The organism is Saccharothrix deserti, from assembly GCF_009769385.1.
GTDB classification, from domain to species: domain Bacteria; phylum Actinomycetota; class Actinomycetes; order Mycobacteriales; family Pseudonocardiaceae; genus Actinosynnema; species Actinosynnema deserti.
On sequence record NZ_VKAB01000015.1, the window covers coordinates 112223 to 130277 of the forward strand.

An 18055-nucleotide genomic window follows, 5' to 3' on the forward strand; every position below is an offset into this window, starting at 1 on the left:
GGGACGGTCGCGAGAGGGGAGATACCGGTGGCCAGGCCCACGATGGAGGACGTCGCGGCGCGTGCCGGCGTGTCCCGCGCGCTGGTGTCGCTGGTGATGCGCGGCTCACCGAAAGTGAGCGATCAACGACGGACCGCGGTGCTCAAGGCGGCCGAGGAGCTGGGGTACTCGCCGCACGCCATGGCGCGGTCGTTGGCCAGCCGCACGTCGCACGTGCTCGGCGTGATGGTGTCGGACCTGCACAACGCGTTCTTCGCGGAGGTCGTGGACGGGCTCGACTCGGTGGCCACCGAGCAGGGCTTCGACCTGATCATCAACACCGGCGGGCGCAGTCCGGCGCGGGAGCGGCGGGCGTTGCAGAGCCTGCTGTCGTTCCGGCCGGCGGGTTTGGCGCTGCTGTCACCGGTGGTGCCGACGGCGGACATCGGCCGGGCGGCGGACCAGACGTCGGTGGTGCTGGTGGCACGGTCGTCCCGACTGTCCACTGTGGACACGGTGAACGACGACGGCGAGCGCGGTATCACGTTGGCCGTCGACCACCTGGTGTCGTTGGGGCACAAGCGGATCGCGCACCTCGACGGCGGTGAGGGCACGCAGGCCGCGCCCCGCCGGCGCGGGTACCTGGCCGCGATGGCGTCCCACGGGCTCACGCCGCAGGTGGTCGCCAGCGAGTACACCGACGCGGCCGGCGCCCGTGCCGTGCACGGGCTGTTAGACGACATGCCCAGCGCGATCATCTCGTGCAACGACTTCAACGCGGTCGGCGCGATCTCCGCACTCGAAGACAACGGGTACCGCGTGCCGGAAGACGTCTCGGTGGTCGGCTACGACAACACCTCGCTGGCCGCTCTGCGGCACATCTCGCTGACCACGATCGACCAGCCGCGCAACGAGTTCGGCCGGCTCGCCGCCGAAGCGCTGCTGCAACGCGTGCGGGGTGAGCGCGAGGAGCCCGTGCGCCACCTGCTGCACCCGTCTTTGGTCGTCCGCTCCACCACGGCTCCGGTCGCCACCGCGGGGCCGCGTCGCCACGCAGGAGGAATTTCATGAACACCATCCCCCACTGGATCGACGGCGCCCGGACCACCGGGGTGTCCACCCGCACGTCCGACGTGTTCAACCCCGCTACCGGCGCGGTCGCGTCGCAGGTCACGCTGGCCGAGGAGGCCGACGTCAACCTCGCGGTCGCGTCGGCGGTCAAGGCGGCGGAGGCGTGGGGCGAGTCGTCGCTGTCCACCCGCAGCCGCGTGCTGTTCAAGTTCCGCGAGCTGGTCGACCGGCACAAGGACGAGTTGGCCGCGATCATCACCTCCGAGCACGGCAAGGTGCTGTCCGACGCGGCGGGCGAGGTGCAGCGCGGGCTGGAGGTGGTGGAGTTCGCGTGCGGCATCCCCCACCTGCTCAAGGGCGAGCACTCCGAGCAGGTGTCACGGGGTGTCGACGCGTACTCGGTGCGGCAGCCGCTGGGCGTGGTCGCGGGCATCACGCCGTTCAACTTCCCGGTGATGGTGCCGATGTGGATGTTCCCGGTGGCGATCGCGGCGGGGAACGCGTTCGTGCTCAAGCCGTCCGAGCGGGACCCGTCGGCGGCGGTGCGGCTGGCCGAGCTGTTCCAGGAGGCCGGGTTGCCGGACGGCGTGCTGAACGTCCTGCACGGTGACGCGGTCGCGGTGAACGCGCTGCTCGACCACCAGGACGTGGCCGCGGTGTCGTTCGTCGGGTCCACGCCCATCGCCCGGCACGTCTACGCGCGCGGCACGGCGGCGGGCAAGCGGGTGCAGGCGTTGGGCGGGGCGAAGAACCACATGGTGGTGCTGCCGGACGCCGACCTGGACGTGGCCGCGGACGCCGCCGTGTCCGCCGGGTACGGCAGCGCGGGCGAGCGGTGCATGGCGATCTCGGTGGTCGTCGCGGTCGGTGACGCCGGTGACGAGCTGGTGGAGAAGATCGCCGACCGGACCCGCCGACTGGTGACGTTGCCCGGCACCGACCCCGAGGCGCAGATGGGACCGCTGGTCACCGGCGTGCACCGGGACCGCGTGAAGTCCTATGTGGACGCCGGTGTCGGTGAGGGCGCCGTGCTGGTGGTCGATGGCCGCGGTCACGCGCCGCGCGGGTTCGAGGACGGGTTCTGGCTCGCGCCGACCCTGTTCGACCACGTCACGCCGGAGATGTCGATCTACCGGGACGAGATCTTCGGGCCGGTGCTCGGCGTGGTGCGGGTGCCGACGTTCGACGACGCGGTGGCGCTGGTCAACGCCAACCAGTACGGCAACGGCACCGCCGTCTACACCGGTGACGGCCTGGCCGCGCGGGAGTACCAGCGGCGGGTGCGGGTCGGCATGGTCGGCATCAACGTGCCCATCCCGGTGCCGATGGCCTACTACTCGTTCGGCGGCTGGAAGGACTCCCTGTTCGGCGACACCCACGTGCACGGCGCGGAAGGCGTCCGCTTCTACACCCGCGCCAAGGCGATCACCGCCCGCTGGCCGCGCCAGCACGGCATCGACCTGGGATTCCCGACCCACGGATAACGTGGGTGGGGGCTCAAGCAGCCCCCACCACCCCAGCCGAGCCAAGATCACCCAAAGGCGTTACGGCCTCCGGGGATCAATGGAAACGCCGATTGCGTTGCCGGAAGTATGAAGGCGCGGCGCCCCGGCCCTCGGTCTTCCATGATCAGGCACGCCAGGCCGCCCTGGCCCTCGGGCCCGGAGGTGGTGATCTCGGCTCGGCCGGGCAGGGTGCGCACGGGGCCGTCGGGCTTCGCGCACGGGGCCGTCGGGCTTGCTGCGGTGACAGGGCCGGCCGTTCCACGGCGCGACCTCCAGCACGGCGCGGGCCTCGGCGAACGGGGCCAGGGCATCGGGGGGATGAGCGCCGCGCGCACTTGGTCGGGCGAGGCGTCGGAGAACGACGGCCCGCCTCGCCCCTGCCGTGGTCCGGGTGTTGCCGCTGCGGTCACACAGTCGCGATAGACAACCGCCAGGACCGCACGCCCGGTACCGGCGGGACCTACCGGGCGTGCGCCTGCTGTCCCGACTGCTCGACCCGGAGTCTCGACCCGGAGTCCGGACAGCAGGCGCACGAGCCGCGCTAGGCGTCCACCTTCGGCCGCTCCACCTGCGGGGACGGCTCGGCGGGCGGCGCGGGCTTGCGGATCAGGCGGCGGATCAGCGGCCACGACAGCAGGACGACCACGATCCCGTAGACGACCAGCGCGAACGGGGTGTTGAACAGCCCGGTCAGCGAACCGTCCGACAGCTGCAACGCCCGCCGCATCTGCTGCTCGGCGGCCGGGCCGAGGATGACGCCGATGATCGCGGGCAGCACCGGCAGCCCGTAGCGGCGCATCACGAAACCCAGCACACCGATCACGAACATCACCAGCAGGTCGAACACATCGGCGTTCACCGCGTACGCGCCGACGCTGGCGAAGAACAGGATGCCCGCGTACAGGTACGGCCGGGGGATGCGCAGCAGCTTCGCCCACACCGGCGCCAACGGCAGGTTGAGCACCAGCAGCAGGCACAGGCCGATGAACAGCGACGCGATCAGGCCCCAGACCAGGGCGGACTCACGTTCGAACAGCAACGGCCCCGGCTGGATGCCGTACTGCTGGAACGCCGCCAGCATCACCGCGGCCACCGCCGTGGTCGGCAGGCCGAGCGTCAGCATCGACACCAACGTGCCCGCGGCGGACGCGCTGGCCGTCGCCTCCGGACCGGCGACACCCTCGATGGCGCCCTTGCCGAACTCCTCGCGGTGCTTGGAGAGCCGCTTCTCGGTCACGTAGGACAGGAAGGTCGGGATCTCCGCGCCACCGGCCGGGACCGCGCCGAACGGGAAGCCGATCATCGGGCCGCGCAGCCACGGCTTCCACGCCCGCTTGAGGTCCGCCTTGTGCAGCCACGGCCGGCCGACCGGGATCGGCTTGGCGGGCTTGCGCCGCAGGTGGGCGGCCACCCACAGGGACTCGCCGACCGCGAACAGGGCCACCGCGACCACGACCACGTCGATACCGTCGGCCAGGTGCAGCGAGCCGAACGTGAGGCGCTGCTGGCCGGTCATCTCGTCCAGCCCGACCAGGCCGATGGTGAGGCCGATGAGCAGCGACGCGAAGCCGCGCACGCGGGACGCGCCGAGCACGGACGTGACCGCGATGAACGCCAGCACCATGATCGCGAAGAAGTCCGGCGCGCCGATGTCCACGGCGAACTTGGCCACCGTCGGCGCGAGCAGGACGAGCAGCGTCGTGCCGATGATGCCGCCGACGAAGTGCCCGATGGCCGCCGCCGCGAGCGCCTGCGCGCCCCGGCCCTTGCGCGCCATCGGGTTGCCGTCGATCGCCGCCACCACCGCCGCGCTCTCACCCGGTGTGTTCAGCAGGATCGACGTGGTGGAGCCGCCGAACATGCCGCCGTAGTAGATGCCGGCGAACATGATGAACGCCCCGGTCGGCTCAAGGCCGTAGGTGACGGGCAGCAGCAACGCCACCGCCATCGCCGGGCCGATGCCCGGCAGCACGCCGATCGCCGTGCCCAGCAGCACGCCCAACGCGGCCAACGCCAGGTGCGTCGGCGTGAGGGCGGTCGCGAACCCCTCGAGGAGGTTGTTGAACGAGTCCACGTCAGAACATCCCAACCAGAGGCCCGCCGGGCAGCGGCACGCCCAGGAGGTTGTTGAACAACACGAACGTCACCACCGACAGGCCGGCGGCGATCAGCGGATCGCGGACGTAGTTCCGGCTGCCCAGCGCGTAGGCCGCGCCCCAGAACAGGATCGCCCCGGAGATCGGGAAGCCGACCACCCCGATCAGCGCCGCGTTGGCCAGGAACGCGCCGCACAGCAGCAGCACGGTCCGCCAGTCGGCGGGCTCGGTGAGGTCGATGTCCTCGCCGCCCTCCGCCTCACCGCGCCCACCGCGCAGCACGTCCCGCGCGAGCAGCGCGGCGACCACGATCAACCCGACGCCGACCACGACCGGCACCGCCTTCGGCCCGACCGGTCCGCGCTGCGCGAAGTCGGTGTGGATCCGGATCGCGTCGACCAGGACCAGCACGCCCAACCCGACCAGGATCGCGGACACGCCCAGCTCCGAACGCTCCCGCAGCCAGGCCCTGCTCAGGGGCTTGTTCACGGGTTTGTCCACGGGCTCGTTCACCACTGTGTGCACGCCCAACCCTCCACTCATGCCAACCCCAGGTCCTTGAGCACGGTCGCCACCCGGTCGTTCTCCTCGCGCAGGAACGCGCCGAACTCGTCACCCGGCGCGAACGCGTCCGTCCAGCCGTTGCGGGTCAGCGCCTCCCGCCACTGCGGGGTGCCGTGCAGGTCGGTGAACAGGTCCACCAGCCGGGCCCGGTCGGCGTCGCTGATCCCCGGCGGCGCGACGACGCCGCGCCAGTTGTTGAACTCGACGTCCACGCCGGCCTCGCGCAGGGTGGGAGCGTCCACACCGGACAGTCGCGAGCCGCTGGTCACGGCCAGCACCCGGATCTGCCCTGCCTCGATCTGGTCGCGGTACTCGCCGACGCCCGAGACGCCGAACGCGACCTTCCCGCCCAGCACGGACGCCAGCAGCTCGCCGCCGCCGTCGAACGGGATGTAGTTGACCGTCCGCGGGTCGAGGCCGACCGCCTTGGCGATCAGCATCGGCGCCAGGTGGTCCGGCCCGCCGGGCGACGAACCGCCGCCGACCTGCACCGCGCCCGGGTTCGCCTTCCACGCCGTGACCAGCTCGTCCAGCGACCGGTACGGCGAGTCCTTGCCGACGACGACGATGTCCGGCTCTTCGATCAGCTTCGCGATCGGCGTGGTGTCGAGCAGCGATGACGGCGCCTTGTTCGTGTAGACGCTGCCGACCACGCCCAGGCCCATCGACATCACGAGCTTGCCGTTGCCGCGCTCGCTCACCGTCCGGCCGAGGCCGACCGTGCCGCCCGCGCCGGGGAGGTTGAACACCTCGGCGTTGCGCAGCAGGTCCGCGTCCTCCATCGCCTTCGCGGCGGTGCGGGCGGTGACGTCGTAGCCTCCACCCGGTGAGTTCGGCACCAACACGCGCAGGCTGCGCAACGTCGACGCGCTCTCCGCGCTGGACGTCAGCAGCGGCGGCACGAGGACGACGACCGCCAATGCGCCGACGACCGCGAGCCAGTTCCTGATCCGCACTGTGATCCCCGCCTCTCTTCCGCGTGGTTGGACATGTTGCACTCGTGTAAACAGGGAAGTCCCGCTTGCGCGCCTAAGGGTTCTTTTGTTCTTTGTGGTCACCGGGGTGCCCGATCGGAGGTGGTGATGGGCAGTCGCGGATCGCTGGCCCGTCAGCTGCTCGTGTGGCAACTGGTCGTGGTCGTGGCGCTACTGGGCGCGGTGGGTGTGCTGTCGGTCGTCCAGGCCGGGAACAACTTCCGCTCGACCGAGGGGAGCAAGATGCTCTCGGTGGCCGAGAACGTGGCCGCGACGGAGGGCATGCGGGTGTCGTTGGCCGACCCGCTGCGGCACTACGCGCTGGCGCCGTTCGCGGAGAGCGCCCGGAGCCTGTCCGGGGCCAGTTACGTGATCATCACCGACCCCGACCGCAAGGTCCTGACCTCGCCGGACCCGAGCCAGGTCGGCGAACCGCTCGACGTCGGCGACAGCACGGCGTTGCAGGGCCGGTCGTGGGTGGGCCAGCTGGACGGCGGGACCGTGGCGCACGTGCCGGTGATCGGTGACGACGGCAAGGTGATCGGGCTGGTCGCCGCCGGGCAGCAGGCGCCGGGGTTCTGGGAGGGTGTGCTGGACTCACCGGACAACGCGCTGCGGCTGCTCGGCGTGGCCCTGGTCATCGGCGTCGCCGGTTCGCTGCTGCTCGCGCGGCGGGTGAAGAACCAGACGCTGGGTCTGGAGCCGCACGAGATCACCGCGCTGGTCGAGTACCGGGAGGCCCTGCTGCACGGCATCAAGGAGGGCGTCGTCGCGCTCGACCCGCAGCACCGGATCACGCTGGTCAACGACCACGCCCGTGAGCTGCTGGCGTTGCCGGAGGACGCCGTGGGACGGTCGGTCTCGGAGCTCGAGCTGGACGAACGGCTGCGCGACGTGCTCACCGGCCGGGCCACCGGCGTGGACCAGCTCGCGCTGACCGGAGGCCGGGTGCTGACCCTGAACTACATGCCGCTCGACGTGCACGGCGCCGTGGTGACCCTGCGGGACCGGACCGAGCTGATGACGTTGCGCGACGAACTGGACGCGACCCGCCACGCCACCGACACCCTGCGGGCGCAGGCGCACGAGTTCAGCAACCGCCTGCACACCATCGCGGGCCTGGTCGAGCTGGGCGAGTACGACGAGGTGCGCGGGTTCATCAGCCGCATCAACACCGCGCAGGGCGCGTGGCGCGCCGAGGTCGGCTCGAAGGTCTCCGACCCGGCGGTGGCGGCGCTGCTGATCGCCAAGTCGAGCCTGGCCGCCGAACGCGGCATCGGGTTGCGGATGGCGCCGGACAGCTCGCTCGGCGCGGTGGACGAGGAGTTGTCCACGGACCTCGTCACGGTGATCGGGAACCTGGTGGACAACGCGTTGGACGCGCTGTCGGAACGGGGCTGGATCGAGGTGTCCGTTCAGTCTTCCGCCGACGAGATCTCGGTCGTGGTAAGGGATTCCGGGCCGGGTGTCGCGGCGGAACTGGCCGACGAGGTGTTCCGGCACGGGTTCACCACCAAGGCCGCCGAACAGGGTCAGCGCGGGCTCGGGTTGGCGTTGATCCGGCAGACCTGCCTGCGGCGCGGCGGATCCGTGCAGGTGCACAACGAAGACGGTGCGGTGTTCACCGCCCGGCTGCCCACGGAGGTGCCGGTGTGATCAGGGTTGTGGTGGTGGACGACGACTTCATGGTCGCGAAAGTCCACAGTGGATACGTGGCGCGGACGCCGGGGTTCGAGGTGGTCGGCGTCGCGCACAACGGCGCGGACGCGGTGCGGCTGGTGCGGGAACTGCGGCCGGATCTGGTGCTGCTGGACGTCTACCTGCCGGACGTCGACGGGTTGGCCGTGCTGCGGGAACTGCGCGGGTTGGCCGACGACGTGGACGTCATCGTGATCACGGCGGCGACGGACGTGGAGACGGTGCGCAGCGCCATGCGCGGCGGGGTGCTGCACTACCTGATCAAGCCGTTCGAGTACGCGGCGCTGCGCGACCAGCTCGCGCACTTCGCCGCGTTGGACCGGCGGTTGGACCAGCTCGCGTCGGCCGGTCAGGCGGACGTCGACCAGGTCTTCGGCGCCCGGCCGCGCAGTGCCCCCGTGCTGCCGAAGGGGTTGAGCACGCAGACCGCCAACCTGGTGGAACGCGTGCTGCGGGAGCGACCGGTGGGCGTCTCGGCCAGCGAGTGCGCCGAGGCGACGGAGCTGGCCAGGGTGTCCGCGCGGCGGTACCTGGAGCACTTCGTGAGCACCGGGAAGGCGGAGGTGCGGCTGAAGTACGGCGGGACCGGGCGGCCGGAACGGCTCTACGTCTGGCTGGGCTGACCCGGTTTGCGGACGATCAGGTAGGCCTGCGGCGTCTTCTCCCAGTGCGGGTCGGCCGGCTCCCGTTCCAGGCGGGTGTGCGGCTCGAACCCGGCCTCGACGAGTTGGCCGAGCACCCGTTCGGGGTTCAGGCGGTAGGCGTCCGCCGAGATGTCGTGCCCGTAGGCGTGCTCCACCCGCCGGACCTCGTCACCGACCTGGAACGCCATCAGCAGCAGGCCGCCGGGCGCGAGGACGCGGTGGAACTCGGCGAACACCGCCGGGTGCAGGTCCCACGGCACGTGGATCACCGAGTACCAGGCGAGCGCGCCGCCGAGCGAGGCGTCCGGCAGGTCGAGGTCGAGCATCGAGCCGACCTCGAACCGCAGGTCGGGGTGGTCGCGGCGGGCGACGGCGACCATCCCGGGCGACAGGTCGATGCCGGACACGTCGATGCCGAGGCCGTGCAGGTGACCGCTGATGCGGCCGGGACCGCAGCCGATGTCCACGACCGGGCCGTCCACCAGTTCGGCGAACAGGCCTAGCACCGCCCGGTCCGGCGGGTTCGCCGCGAGGTGGTCGCGCAACTGGTCGGCGTAGTCGACGGCGACGGTGTCGTATGCGGTGCGCGTCATGGTGAGGAATTCCGGCTCGGTCACGCCCTCGAACCTTAGTCCCGGAGCCGGTCAGTCCCAGCCGCCGCCGCGCCGGCCGTGTTTCGTCTGGGCGCGCCGCTTCTTCTCCGCGATGCGGCGTTCCTGCGAGCCCCTGGTCGGCTTGGTCTTCCGCCGAACCGGCGGTGGTGCGGCAGCGGCGTCACGCAGGATGCGAGTCATCCGCTCGCGGGCCGCCATCCGGTTCTGCAGCTGGGCCCGGTGCTCGCCGGCGGTCACCGTGAGCACGCCGTCGACCAGGCGTTTCTCCAGCCGGGCGAGCATCCGGGTACGCAGCCACTCGGGTACGGACGGCGAGGCAGCCAGGTCGAAGCTCAGCTCGACCCGGCTGTCCGCCGTGTTCACGCCCTGGCCGCCGGGGCCTGAGGACCTGGAGAACCGTTCGCTCAACTCGGCCGCCGGCACCACCAGCGTCCGCGTCACGGTCAAGTCCTCAGCCACCCGTACAGGTTAGAAGGTCAACCCGGGCACCGTCGCGAGCTTTACCAGCTCGGCCTCGGTCATCGGCTGCGGCCCGCCCACCGCGGGCGACGTGTTGTAGGGGCCTTTGCTGCGGTCCTCGATGCCCTGGGCCGACACCTCGAGCTTCCGGCCGTCCGGGAGCTTCAAGGTGACCCTGATCAGGTTGCCCGGGACGTCCGGCCCGAGCTCGACCTTGTACTCACGGCCGTCCGCCGTGGTCCGCACCTCGCACGTGCGGTTGGCCGACTGGAAGGTGATCTCCTCACAGCCTTCGTAGGGACGCGCGACCAGCCTCAACGACACGCTGGCACTCCCCCGGGCGTCGAACACCTCCGCCGTGGCGGTGTAGAAGGCTCCCCACGCCTCGAACTCCCAGGGGCCGAACTCCGCCCCCACCGGGCTGTGCGTCTGCATGGCCGGGATCGCGCCGGAGTCGCGCAGGATCCCGGTCAACTGCACCGCGCGCTCGTCCGACAAGCCCGGGTCCAGGGGCTTGGTATCGGAGACGGCGTCCGAGGTTCGCGGGATCACCGTGTGCGACTCCGGCGCGCTCGCCAGCCCCACGTCCGGACCGCCACCACCACCCCCGAGGTTCACCATGGTCGGCACGGCCACCACGACCGCCGCGACGAGCACCGCCGTGCCGATGGACGCGTACCGGGTCGCGATCCGGCGCTTGCCCGCTCGGCGGATCGCGGACTTGTCCATGGCCAACGGCGGTTCGTCGGTGAACGCCGTGGCCAGGGTCTGCTTGATGTCGGTCATCGCTGCTCCTCCAGGACGTCGTGCCCGAGAAGGTCGCGCAGCGCGGCCAAGCCCTTGGCCGCCTGGCTCTTCACGGTGCCTTCGGTTCGACCGAGGAGGCGTGCGGTCTCCGTGACGCTCAGGTCCTCCCAATAGCGCAGCACCACCACCGTCCGCTGCCCGGCCGGTAACGACGCCAGCGCGCGGCGCACGTCGAGGTCCGACGCGGCGCCGGGAACGGGGGTGTCCGGGACCGCGTCGACCACCGTCTCGCGACGCCGGAACGCGCGCCGCGAGTCGTCGATGGCCGCACGGACCAGCACTTTTCGGGCGTAGGCGTCGGGTGACGCGTCCCGCCTGACCCTGGGCCAGGCGACGTACAGCTTGGCCAGCGCCGTCTGCACCAGGTCCTCGGCGCGGTGCCAGTCACCGCACAGCAGGTACGCGGTTCTCCGCATCACCAGCGCACGGGCGTCGACGTACTCGTCGAACTCACGATCGCGATCCACTCGGGCCCCTCCTCGGTCGCCGCTTAGTACGGATCGACGACCGGCGGAGGTTGCCGCGAGGGCGATTTCAGTTCTTGGCGCGACCTAGAAACGCGGGTGGTCGCCGACCAGGGCGGCGCCGGGCTCGTCCGAGCGGACCACGTCGCCGAGCACCCACGTGGGGACGTGGCGGGCGGTCAGGACAGCCAGGGCGCGGTCTACGTCCTCGGGGGCGACCACGGCGACCATGCCGACGCCCATGTTGAACGTCTTCTCCATCTCCTCGCGCTCCACCCGACCGCGCTGGGCGATCAGGGCGAACACGGGCGCGGGCGTCCAGGTGCCCCTGTTGAGCTCGGCGCGCAGGCCCGTGGGCAGCACGCGGGCCAGGTTCGCGGCCAGGCCACCACCGGTGACGTGGGCGAACGTCCGCACCTCCGCCTCGGCGGCCAGCGCCAGGCAGTCCTTGGCGTAGATCCGGGTCGGCTCCAGCATCTCCTCGCCGAGGGTGCGGCCGAACTCCTCGACGTGACCCTCCAGCGGCATCCGGGCGATGTCCAGCAGCACGTGCCGCGCCAAGGAGTACCCGTTCGAGTGCAGGCCGGACGAGCCCATGGCGATCACCACGTCACCCGCGCGCACGCGGTCCGGGCCGAGCATGGCGGAGGCCTCGACCACGCCGACGCCCGTGCCGGAGATGTCGTAGTCGTTCGCGCCCATCAGGCCGGGGTGCTCGGCGGTCTCGCCGCCCAGCAACGCGCAACCGGCCAGCACACAGCCCTCGGAGATGCCCTTCACCAGGGCGGCGATCTTGTCCGGGACGACCTGGCCGATGGCGATGTAGTCCTGCATGAACAGCGGTTCCGCGCCGCACACCACGAGGTCGTCCACGACCATCGCGACCAGGTCGATACCGATCGTGTCGTGCTTGTCCAGCGCCTGCGCGACCGCGATCTTGGTGCCGACGCCGTCCGTCGAGGACGCGAGCACCGGCTCCTTCCAGCGGTCGAGCTTCAACTGGAACAGCCCCGCGAAGCCGCCGATGCCGCCGAGCACTTCGGGACGCTGCGCCTTCGCCGCCCACGGCTTGAGCTTCTCCACCGCCTCGTCGCCGGCTTCGATGCTTACTCCAGCTGCGGCGTAGGTCGCCTTGGCGCTGTCCGTCACGTCTCTGTGCTCCAACTTTCAGGGCATCTGCTTTTTTCGGGCGTCCACGCCCCAGCGGCTCTCAGGGCCGTTGGAGGGCGTCTTCGGCACCGTACCCGTTCGTCAGGACGGGGGCGGCCGAGCCCGAGACGCCCCGGATTCCTTCGAGCAGGTGCTTGCCGATCAGCGCGTCGTCGGGCAGCGGGATCGGGTAGTCGCCGTCGAAGCACGCGCAGCACAGGCGCGTCTTCGGCTGCTCACTGGCCGCGATCAGCTCCTCCAACGACACGTAACCCAACGAGTCAGCGCCCACCGAGCGGCGGATGCCGTCGTTGTCCAGGCCGTTCGCGATGAGCTCGGCGCGCGAGGCGAAGTCGATGCCGTAGAAGCACGGCCACTTGACCGGCGGCGACGCGATGCGCACGTGCACCTCGATCGCGCCGGCCTCGCGCAGCATCCGGACCAGGGCGCGCTGCGTGTTGCCGCGGACGATCGAGTCGTCCACCACGACCAGGCGCTTGCCGCGGATGACGTCGCGCAGCGGGTTCAGCTTCAGCCGGATGCCCAGCTGCCGGATGGTCTGCGACGGCTGGATGAACGTGCGGCCCACGTACGCGTTCTTGACCAGGCCCGAGCCGTACGGGATGCCGCTGGCCTGGGCGTAACCGATGGCGGCCGGCGTGCCGGACTCGGGCACCGGGATGACCAGGTCGGCCTCCACCGGGTGCTCCACCGCGAGGCGGCGGCCGATCTCCACGCGGGTGGCGTGCACCGAACGACCGGCGATCGTGGTGTCCGGGCGGGCCAGGTAGACGTACTCGAAGATGCAGCCCTTGGGCTCGGGGTTGGCGAACCGGCTGGACCGCAGGCCGTTCTCGTCGATCGCGATCAGCTCGCCCGGCTCGACCTCGCGGACGAACGACGCGCCGACGATGTCCAGCGCCGCCGTCTCGCTCGCGACGACCCAGCCGCGCTCCAAGCGGCCCAGCACCAGCGGGCGCACGCCCTGCGGGTCGCGTGCCGCGTAGAGGGTCGACTCGTCGGAGAACGTGAGGCAGAACGCGCCGCGCAGCGTCGGCAGCAGCTGCAAGGCCGCCTGCTCGATGCCGATGTCTGCGGCCTGCGCGGCGAGGAGCCCGCAGATCAGGTCGGAGTCGGTGGTCGCGCCGTGGCTGGTGTCGACGCCGACCTCGCGTGCCCTGACCATCAGCTCGGCGGTGTTCACCAGGTTGCCGTTGTGGCCGAGGGACAGGCCGGAGCCGGTGGCCGTGGTGCGGAACGTCGGCTGCGCGTTCTCCCACGTGGTGGAACCGGTGGTGGAGTAGCGGCAGTGCCCGACGGCGACGTGGCCGCGCAGGGACTGGAGGACCTGCTCGTCGAACACCTGACTGACCAGGCCGAGGTCCTTGAAGACGACCACCTGGCTGCCGTCGCCGACGGAGATGCCCGCTGCCTCCTGGCCTCGGTGCTGGAGGGCGTAGAGGCCGAAGTAGGTCAGCTTGGAGACCTCTTCACCGGGTGCCCAGACGCCGAACACACCGCATTCCTCGCGGGGTTCGCGCTCCTCTTGTAGGTCGTGGTCAGTGCGGCCGGTTGCGGACTGGTCGGTGACCACCGGTTGCTCCCTAGCGACGAGGTCGGGCTGCACCGTCGAGTGTAAGGCTGATGGGGGTGGTAGTACCCCCATCAGGCCCCCTGTGACGTGACCAAACGCACCCTCAGTCGAGTTTGAGCGCGTACCAGACCTGCTCGTCCCCGGTGTGCTTGAGCGGGAGGCGACCCCACAGGCCGTAGTGGACGAGTTGCGCCTCACCGGTGACCTGGAGGTCCGTCTCCTCGCCCGGCCAGGCCGCCCGGACCTCCGGCACGACGCCGGGCGCGAACGTCACCACCCACGCCTCGGGGACGTCGGTGAGCTGGACGAGGGCGGTGCCCTTGGTGGTCGGCGGCACGTCGGTCGAGTACTTGGCGGCGAGCAGGGTGGTCAGCGCCTCGTCGATGCCGTCCACCGCGAAGTCCGCGTCGCCCACGACCAGCTCGCGGAGTGCGGCTTGGGCGTCCCAGCGGCGCAGGTCCATCTCGTGCGCGATGCGGCGGTGCCAGACCCACGCCAGGTCGGGGGCCGAGGGCGAGAACGTCCAGGCCGTCCGGTTGCCGGGGGTGGCGGGCAGCAGTTCGGCGGCCTTGGCCAACTGGGCGTCCAGGTACTCCAACGGCACCACGTCGGCGGGCGGCGGTGGCAGGCGGAGTTGGACGGTGCTGCCGGTGCGGAGGTACTCCAGGGACGTCTCCAGGAACCGCCCGACGTGCAGGGTCAGCTCGGTGAACGTCCAGCCGGGGCAGCTGGGCACCTTGGCCGCGGGGTCGGCCTTCCCGACCGCCGCCCGGAACATCGCCGCCTGCGCGGTGAAGACCTCGGTCCACCGCTGCGTGGTCCAACCTCCAGGCACGTCCAGCCTCCCGCTTGAGTAGATCGGTGCGGCCATCGTGCCGCACCGATCTACCTCACGGCGCCGGAAGCCCGAGATTCCCACTCGCCCGCGCCGACGCGGGGCGCGATCACCGAGGACGATCGGCGAAGTTGGTTCCTGCCACCGCGTCCAACCTCGCCGCGGCCTCGTCGTACCACCGGGCGAGGTCGCCAGGGGTGAACTCCCAGTCGGCGCGGGCCTCGACAACGGCCTCCAGGACAGCGGTCTCCTCGACGGCGGTCTCCAGGACAGCGGATTCCGCGACGGCGGGCTTCGCGAGGTAGCCGGCGAAACCGGTGTCGGTTTGGTCGGCCCAGATCTCCGGCTCCACCGTCGGCCAGTCGATGGCGGGCGGCCAGTCGATGGCGAGGTCGGCGGTCGTGGTGCCGGCGGGCGTGGTGCCGGCGGGCGGTGGGATCGGCTGGTCGTGCCAGTGGTGATCATTCGGGCGAACATCCTCGGGGGATTGGGCCGTTCGGGTTGGCGGCTGGAAAGGACTCCGGGTGGGTGCGGGGAGCGGCTCGCGACGGGGTGCCGCGAGCTGGTCCGGATGTCGGACCGGGTGGGTCTGGAGTGTCGTGGTCGCGTGGTGGCTCAAAGCTGATTTGCACCGCCGCCAAAGGATTTGCGGCACTGACGGGGCGTAGTGACGGGAACGGGAGGGAGTGGGCGCCAGAAGGGTCGCCAGGAGTGCTCGGACTCGGTCCACCGCGTGGCGGAGGGCTCCGAGGGCGACGGATTTCGGCGTCGGGATCAGCAGCGTCATGCATCAATGGTCGAACTGCTGTTCGACGCCGGCAAGATCACGTTCGAGTGGTCTCGACAGGGGGTTTTAATTCACCTCCTTGGCCCACGGGGCGTGGGAACCGGAGAAGGTGCACGCGCGTCGCACTCTCAGCGGCTAGTGGCACGAAGGGTGGGGAATCGTGTTCGGTGTGCAACCAGAGACGTTGCGCGCGGCGTCGAAGCAGTTCCACGACGGCGCGGACGCGACCGGTGACGGTGCTGAGCTGATCTCCATGCTCAGGCTGGACGCCGAGGCGCTGGGGCAGGTACCGGCGGCGGCGGAGTTCGTCGACGCGTTGGCCAAGTGGTCCGGCGAGCAGTCGGACGACCTGCGCCGGGGCAGCGCCTGGTACCGCGACGCCGGTGACGGCCTCAACGAGAACGCCGACGCCTACCAGCGCGCGGACGACGACTCGCACACCACGTTCAGCGGCATCGAAGGGGGCATGGCGTGAGCTACACCGACCCCGAGGTCCTGTACGGCCAGTTGGCCGCCGGTGACGCGGGCCGCGTCGCCGCCGCCGCCGACCCCATCACCGGCGCGATGAGCGCCGTCGGCCGCGCGGGCGAGTCGGTCTCCGCGGGCGGCACCACCGCGACCTCCACCTGGCAGGGCGAGAGCGCGGCCAAGTTCGGCGCCCGCGCCGAGCTGTCCACCAAGTCCGCGACCGTGGCCGGCGAACGGCTGGGCGCCGGTGCCGACATCGTCCAGGCCGCCTCCCGCGCCTACACCCAGATGCGCGGCAGCGCCGACCAGCTGATCGACTTCTGGCGCGGCCGCTCACCCGCCCTGGACGAGGCGCAGACCCGTGACCTGGCCAATCGCGTCAACGAGCAGCTGAACAACGTCAAGACCGGCTACGAACGCGTCCTCCGCTCCTACGCCGACGCCCTCACCAAGGTCCGCCCCGGGTTCGAGGAGACGGCGGGCAAGGACGCCGGCTGGAGCACCGCCGTTGCGGCCATGCGCACCACCGCCACCGTGCCCGGTCCGGGCACCGACCCCAAGCAGGTCGCCGCCTGGTGGAAGTCGCTGACCAAGGAGCAGCAGGACGAGCTGCTGCGCACCAAGTTCCAGGAGCTGGGCCAACTCCGCGGCCTCCCGTCGGGTGTCCTCGACCAGGCCAACAGGCTCCGGATCAGCGATGACATCCAGCGCTTCGGCGCACAGCGCGACCAGCTGGACGCGCAGATGGCCGAGCGCGCCAAGGAGTTGGGGCTCGACCCGAACAACTCCGACGACATGACCAAGCTCATGAACGACTCTCAGTACGCGTCGCTCAGCGAGCAGCGTCAGGAGGTCGCCACCAAGGCCGAGAACGCGCAGAAGGCCCAGAGCAGCCTCGAACGTGCGCAGATCATCGCAGGCGACAAGGGCTGGAATGCGAGCGATGTTCGCGTGCTCGCCTACGACCCGTACGGCCCGCGCGGCGACGGCGGCATGGCGATCGCGTACGGCGACCCGGACACCGCGAAGAACCTCGCGGTCGCCGTTCCCGGTACCGGTTCGGACATGGGCAGCTTCGGCCTCGACCAAGCGGCGAACCTGCGCCAGCAGATGAACGAGCACGGGGACCCGAAGGACAACGCCACCATCCAGTGGCTCGGTTACGACGCGCCCGGCTGGGCGCCCGGCGAGGTCGACAACCCGGCGCAGGCCCGTGAGGGCGGCGCGAACCTCGTCGCCGACGTCAACGGCTACCGCGCCGCCGCCGAGGCCGCGGGCAACACGAACCCGCACGTCACCGTGATCGGCCACTCCTACGGCTCCACCACCGTCGGATACGCGGGCATGAACGGCCTTGCCGCGGACGACATCGCGTTCGTCGGCTCGCCGGGCGTGGGCGCCTCGAACGTCAACCAACTCTCGGCCGGCCCCGGTCACGTCTACGTCGGCGCGACCGAGCACGACCCGGTCGTCCAGGGCACGAGTTCGAACTGGTTCACCGAGGACGGCTCGTCGACCGGCCCGTACGACGACCGGTTCGGCGCGAAGACCTTCGGCACCACCGACTCGAGCATGATCAAGGATGCCCACTCGCAGTACTACGCGGAGGGTTCCGAGTCGGTGCAGAACCTGGCTCGGATCGCGACCGGCGACGGCGCTTCGGTGACCGAGCAGGAGTGGGACGAAAACCCGCTCGGCCCCTCGCTGCCCGGCTCGCACATCCCCGGCGTCGGCCCGGTGATCGACGTCGTCGGCGGCACGGCCGTGGGTGCGGCGGACTTGGCGGTCGACGCCGGAACCGGCCTGTACAACGCCGGTCGCGAGGCCTGGAACGGCAACTGGTCCGGAGCCGGCGGCCACCTGGCCGACACGGGCAAAGAAGTGGTGAGCGACGCCCTCGACGTGGTGGTCGGCGGCGTCGGCGACGTGGTCGAGGTCGGCCGCGACGCGGTGGAAGGCGCGCGCAACGCGTGGGACAGGACCGTCGGGTCGTGGTTCTAGGCCATCCGGCAAGGACCGACGGTCGACTCCGCGCCGAGGCCGTCGAGGTTGTTGGCCTCGACCTGGCGGACCTTGCAGATCACCACGTCACCGGCCTTGATCCCGTCCGGGAACTGGTCGAGGTCGGCACTTGCCGTGTTCAGCGCCACGAGCCCCTTGGGGTCCTCTTGATCGAGCGCGAGCACCGCACGTGGGGGCGAGGTGCGTCCGGGCGTCACCTCGGTCTCCGGAGTGATACGAGTGACCTTGAACTGGACGTCTTCCTCCCACTCGCTGCTGCAACCGACGAGGAGGGTTCCGACCGCGAGGACGGCGACACACGCCTTGAGCGCCTTCACGCGGTCGA

Annotated in this window: 18 protein-coding genes; 6 read left to right on the forward strand and 12 right to left on the reverse strand. The window is 70.9% G+C overall.

The window, feature by feature from the left end; all coding sequences use genetic code 11:
• Positions 1 to 27 precede the first annotated feature (27 nt).
• Complete coding sequence (locus tag FM051_RS24175) at positions 28 to 1050, forward strand: LacI family DNA-binding transcriptional regulator (RefSeq protein ID WP_158847072.1); 1023 nt, start codon at positions 28 to 30, stop codon at positions 1048 to 1050.
• A complete protein-coding gene (locus FM051_RS24180) occupies positions 1047 to 2534 on the forward strand; it encodes a CoA-acylating methylmalonate-semialdehyde dehydrogenase (protein WP_158847074.1) in 1488 nt (495 codons plus the stop codon). Before FM051_RS24175 ends, FM051_RS24180 begins: the two co-directional genes overlap by 4 nt.
• 562 nt (positions 2535 to 3096) lie before the next feature.
• On the opposite strand, the gene FM051_RS24185 is transcribed toward FM051_RS24180, so the two are convergent.
• From FM051_RS24185 to FM051_RS24195, 3 genes are read right to left on the reverse strand one after another with little or no spacing between them, the layout of a single operon-like run.
• Positions 3097 to 4629 carry a tripartite tricarboxylate transporter permease gene (locus tag FM051_RS24185; RefSeq protein ID WP_158847076.1) on the reverse strand — a complete coding sequence of 511 codons (1533 nt, stop codon included), beginning with the start codon at positions 4627 to 4629 and terminating at the stop codon, positions 3097 to 3099.
• Between the two features lies 1 nt (position 4630).
• Positions 4631 to 5167 (reverse strand): tripartite tricarboxylate transporter TctB family protein, encoded by a 537-nt coding sequence (locus FM051_RS24190; protein WP_420803624.1) that lies wholly within the window; start codon positions 5165 to 5167, stop codon positions 4631 to 4633.
• 23 nt (positions 5168 to 5190) lie between these two features.
• Complete coding sequence (locus tag FM051_RS24195) at positions 5191 to 6171, reverse strand: Bug family tripartite tricarboxylate transporter substrate binding protein (protein ID WP_158847080.1); 981 nt, start codon at positions 6169 to 6171, stop codon at positions 5191 to 5193.
• 126 nt (positions 6172 to 6297) lie between these two features.
• Here FM051_RS24195 and FM051_RS24200 point away from each other — a divergent pair, with 126 nt between their 5' ends.
• Both FM051_RS24200 and FM051_RS24205 read left to right on the forward strand, forming a co-directional pair.
• Positions 6298 to 7845 (forward strand): sensor histidine kinase, encoded by a 1548-nt coding sequence (locus FM051_RS24200; protein WP_158847082.1) that lies wholly within the window; start codon positions 6298 to 6300, stop codon positions 7843 to 7845.
• Complete coding sequence (locus FM051_RS24205; protein WP_158847084.1) at positions 7842 to 8510, forward strand: response regulator; 669 nt, start codon at positions 7842 to 7844, stop codon at positions 8508 to 8510. Before FM051_RS24200 ends, FM051_RS24205 begins: the two co-directional genes overlap by 4 nt.
• On the opposite strand, the gene FM051_RS24210 is transcribed toward FM051_RS24205, so the two are convergent.
• From FM051_RS24210 to FM051_RS24245, 8 genes are all read right to left on the reverse strand, one after another.
• A complete protein-coding gene (locus FM051_RS24210; protein ID WP_238412617.1) occupies positions 8492 to 9148 on the reverse strand; it encodes a class I SAM-dependent DNA methyltransferase in 657 nt (218 codons plus the stop codon). The genes FM051_RS24205 and FM051_RS24210 overlap by 19 nt on opposite strands.
• Before the next feature lie 27 nt (positions 9149 to 9175).
• On the reverse strand, positions 9176 to 9604 hold the full coding sequence (gene arfB / locus FM051_RS24215) for an alternative ribosome rescue aminoacyl-tRNA hydrolase ArfB (RefSeq protein ID WP_158847086.1): 429 nt from the start codon (positions 9602 to 9604) through the stop codon (positions 9176 to 9178).
• A 9-nt stretch (positions 9605 to 9613) separates the two neighbouring features.
• The gene (locus tag FM051_RS24220; RefSeq protein WP_158847088.1) at positions 9614 to 10390 is read right to left on the reverse strand and encodes a hypothetical protein; all 777 of its coding nucleotides are present in this window, start codon (positions 10388 to 10390) and stop codon (positions 9614 to 9616) included.
• Positions 10387 to 10878: a SigE family RNA polymerase sigma factor gene (locus tag FM051_RS24225; protein ID WP_158847090.1), complete on the reverse strand. Its 492-nt coding sequence runs from the start codon at positions 10876 to 10878 to the stop codon at positions 10387 to 10389. Before FM051_RS24225 ends, FM051_RS24220 begins: the two co-directional genes overlap by 4 nt.
• Positions 10879 to 10962: 84 nt before the next feature.
• Positions 10963 to 12024, reverse strand: coding sequence for a phosphoribosylformylglycinamidine cyclo-ligase (purM, locus tag FM051_RS24230; RefSeq protein WP_158847092.1), 1062 nt, complete (start codon positions 12022 to 12024; stop codon positions 10963 to 10965).
• Between the two features lie 61 nt (positions 12025 to 12085).
• Positions 12086 to 13618 carry an amidophosphoribosyltransferase gene (gene purF / locus FM051_RS24235; RefSeq protein ID WP_158847094.1) on the reverse strand — a complete coding sequence of 511 codons (1533 nt, stop codon included), beginning with the start codon at positions 13616 to 13618 and terminating at the stop codon, positions 12086 to 12088.
• Between the two features lie 103 nt (positions 13619 to 13721).
• Complete coding sequence (locus FM051_RS24240) at positions 13722 to 14453, reverse strand: maleylpyruvate isomerase N-terminal domain-containing protein (protein ID WP_158847096.1); 732 nt, start codon at positions 14451 to 14453, stop codon at positions 13722 to 13724.
• 109 nt (positions 14454 to 14562) lie between these two features.
• On the reverse strand, positions 14563 to 15072 hold the full coding sequence (locus FM051_RS24245) for a hypothetical protein (RefSeq protein WP_158847098.1): 510 nt from the start codon (positions 15070 to 15072) through the stop codon (positions 14563 to 14565).
• Between the two features lie 328 nt (positions 15073 to 15400).
• Here FM051_RS24245 and FM051_RS24250 point away from each other — a divergent pair, with 328 nt between their 5' ends.
• Both FM051_RS24250 and FM051_RS24255 read left to right on the forward strand, forming a co-directional pair.
• Positions 15401 to 15715 (forward strand): hypothetical protein, encoded by a 315-nt coding sequence (locus FM051_RS24250; RefSeq protein ID WP_158847100.1) that lies wholly within the window; start codon positions 15401 to 15403, stop codon positions 15713 to 15715.
• Positions 15712 to 17709, forward strand: coding sequence for an alpha/beta hydrolase (locus FM051_RS24255; protein WP_158847102.1), 1998 nt, complete (start codon positions 15712 to 15714; stop codon positions 17707 to 17709). The genes FM051_RS24250 and FM051_RS24255 overlap by 4 nt, the downstream gene beginning before the upstream one ends.
• Here FM051_RS24255 and FM051_RS24260 read toward each other — a convergent pair.
• Positions 17706 to 18047, reverse strand: coding sequence for a hypothetical protein (locus tag FM051_RS24260; protein WP_158847104.1), 342 nt, complete (start codon positions 18045 to 18047; stop codon positions 17706 to 17708). The two genes, FM051_RS24255 and FM051_RS24260, sit on opposite strands and share 4 nt — an antisense overlap.
• Positions 18048 to 18055: the final 8 nt, after the last annotated feature.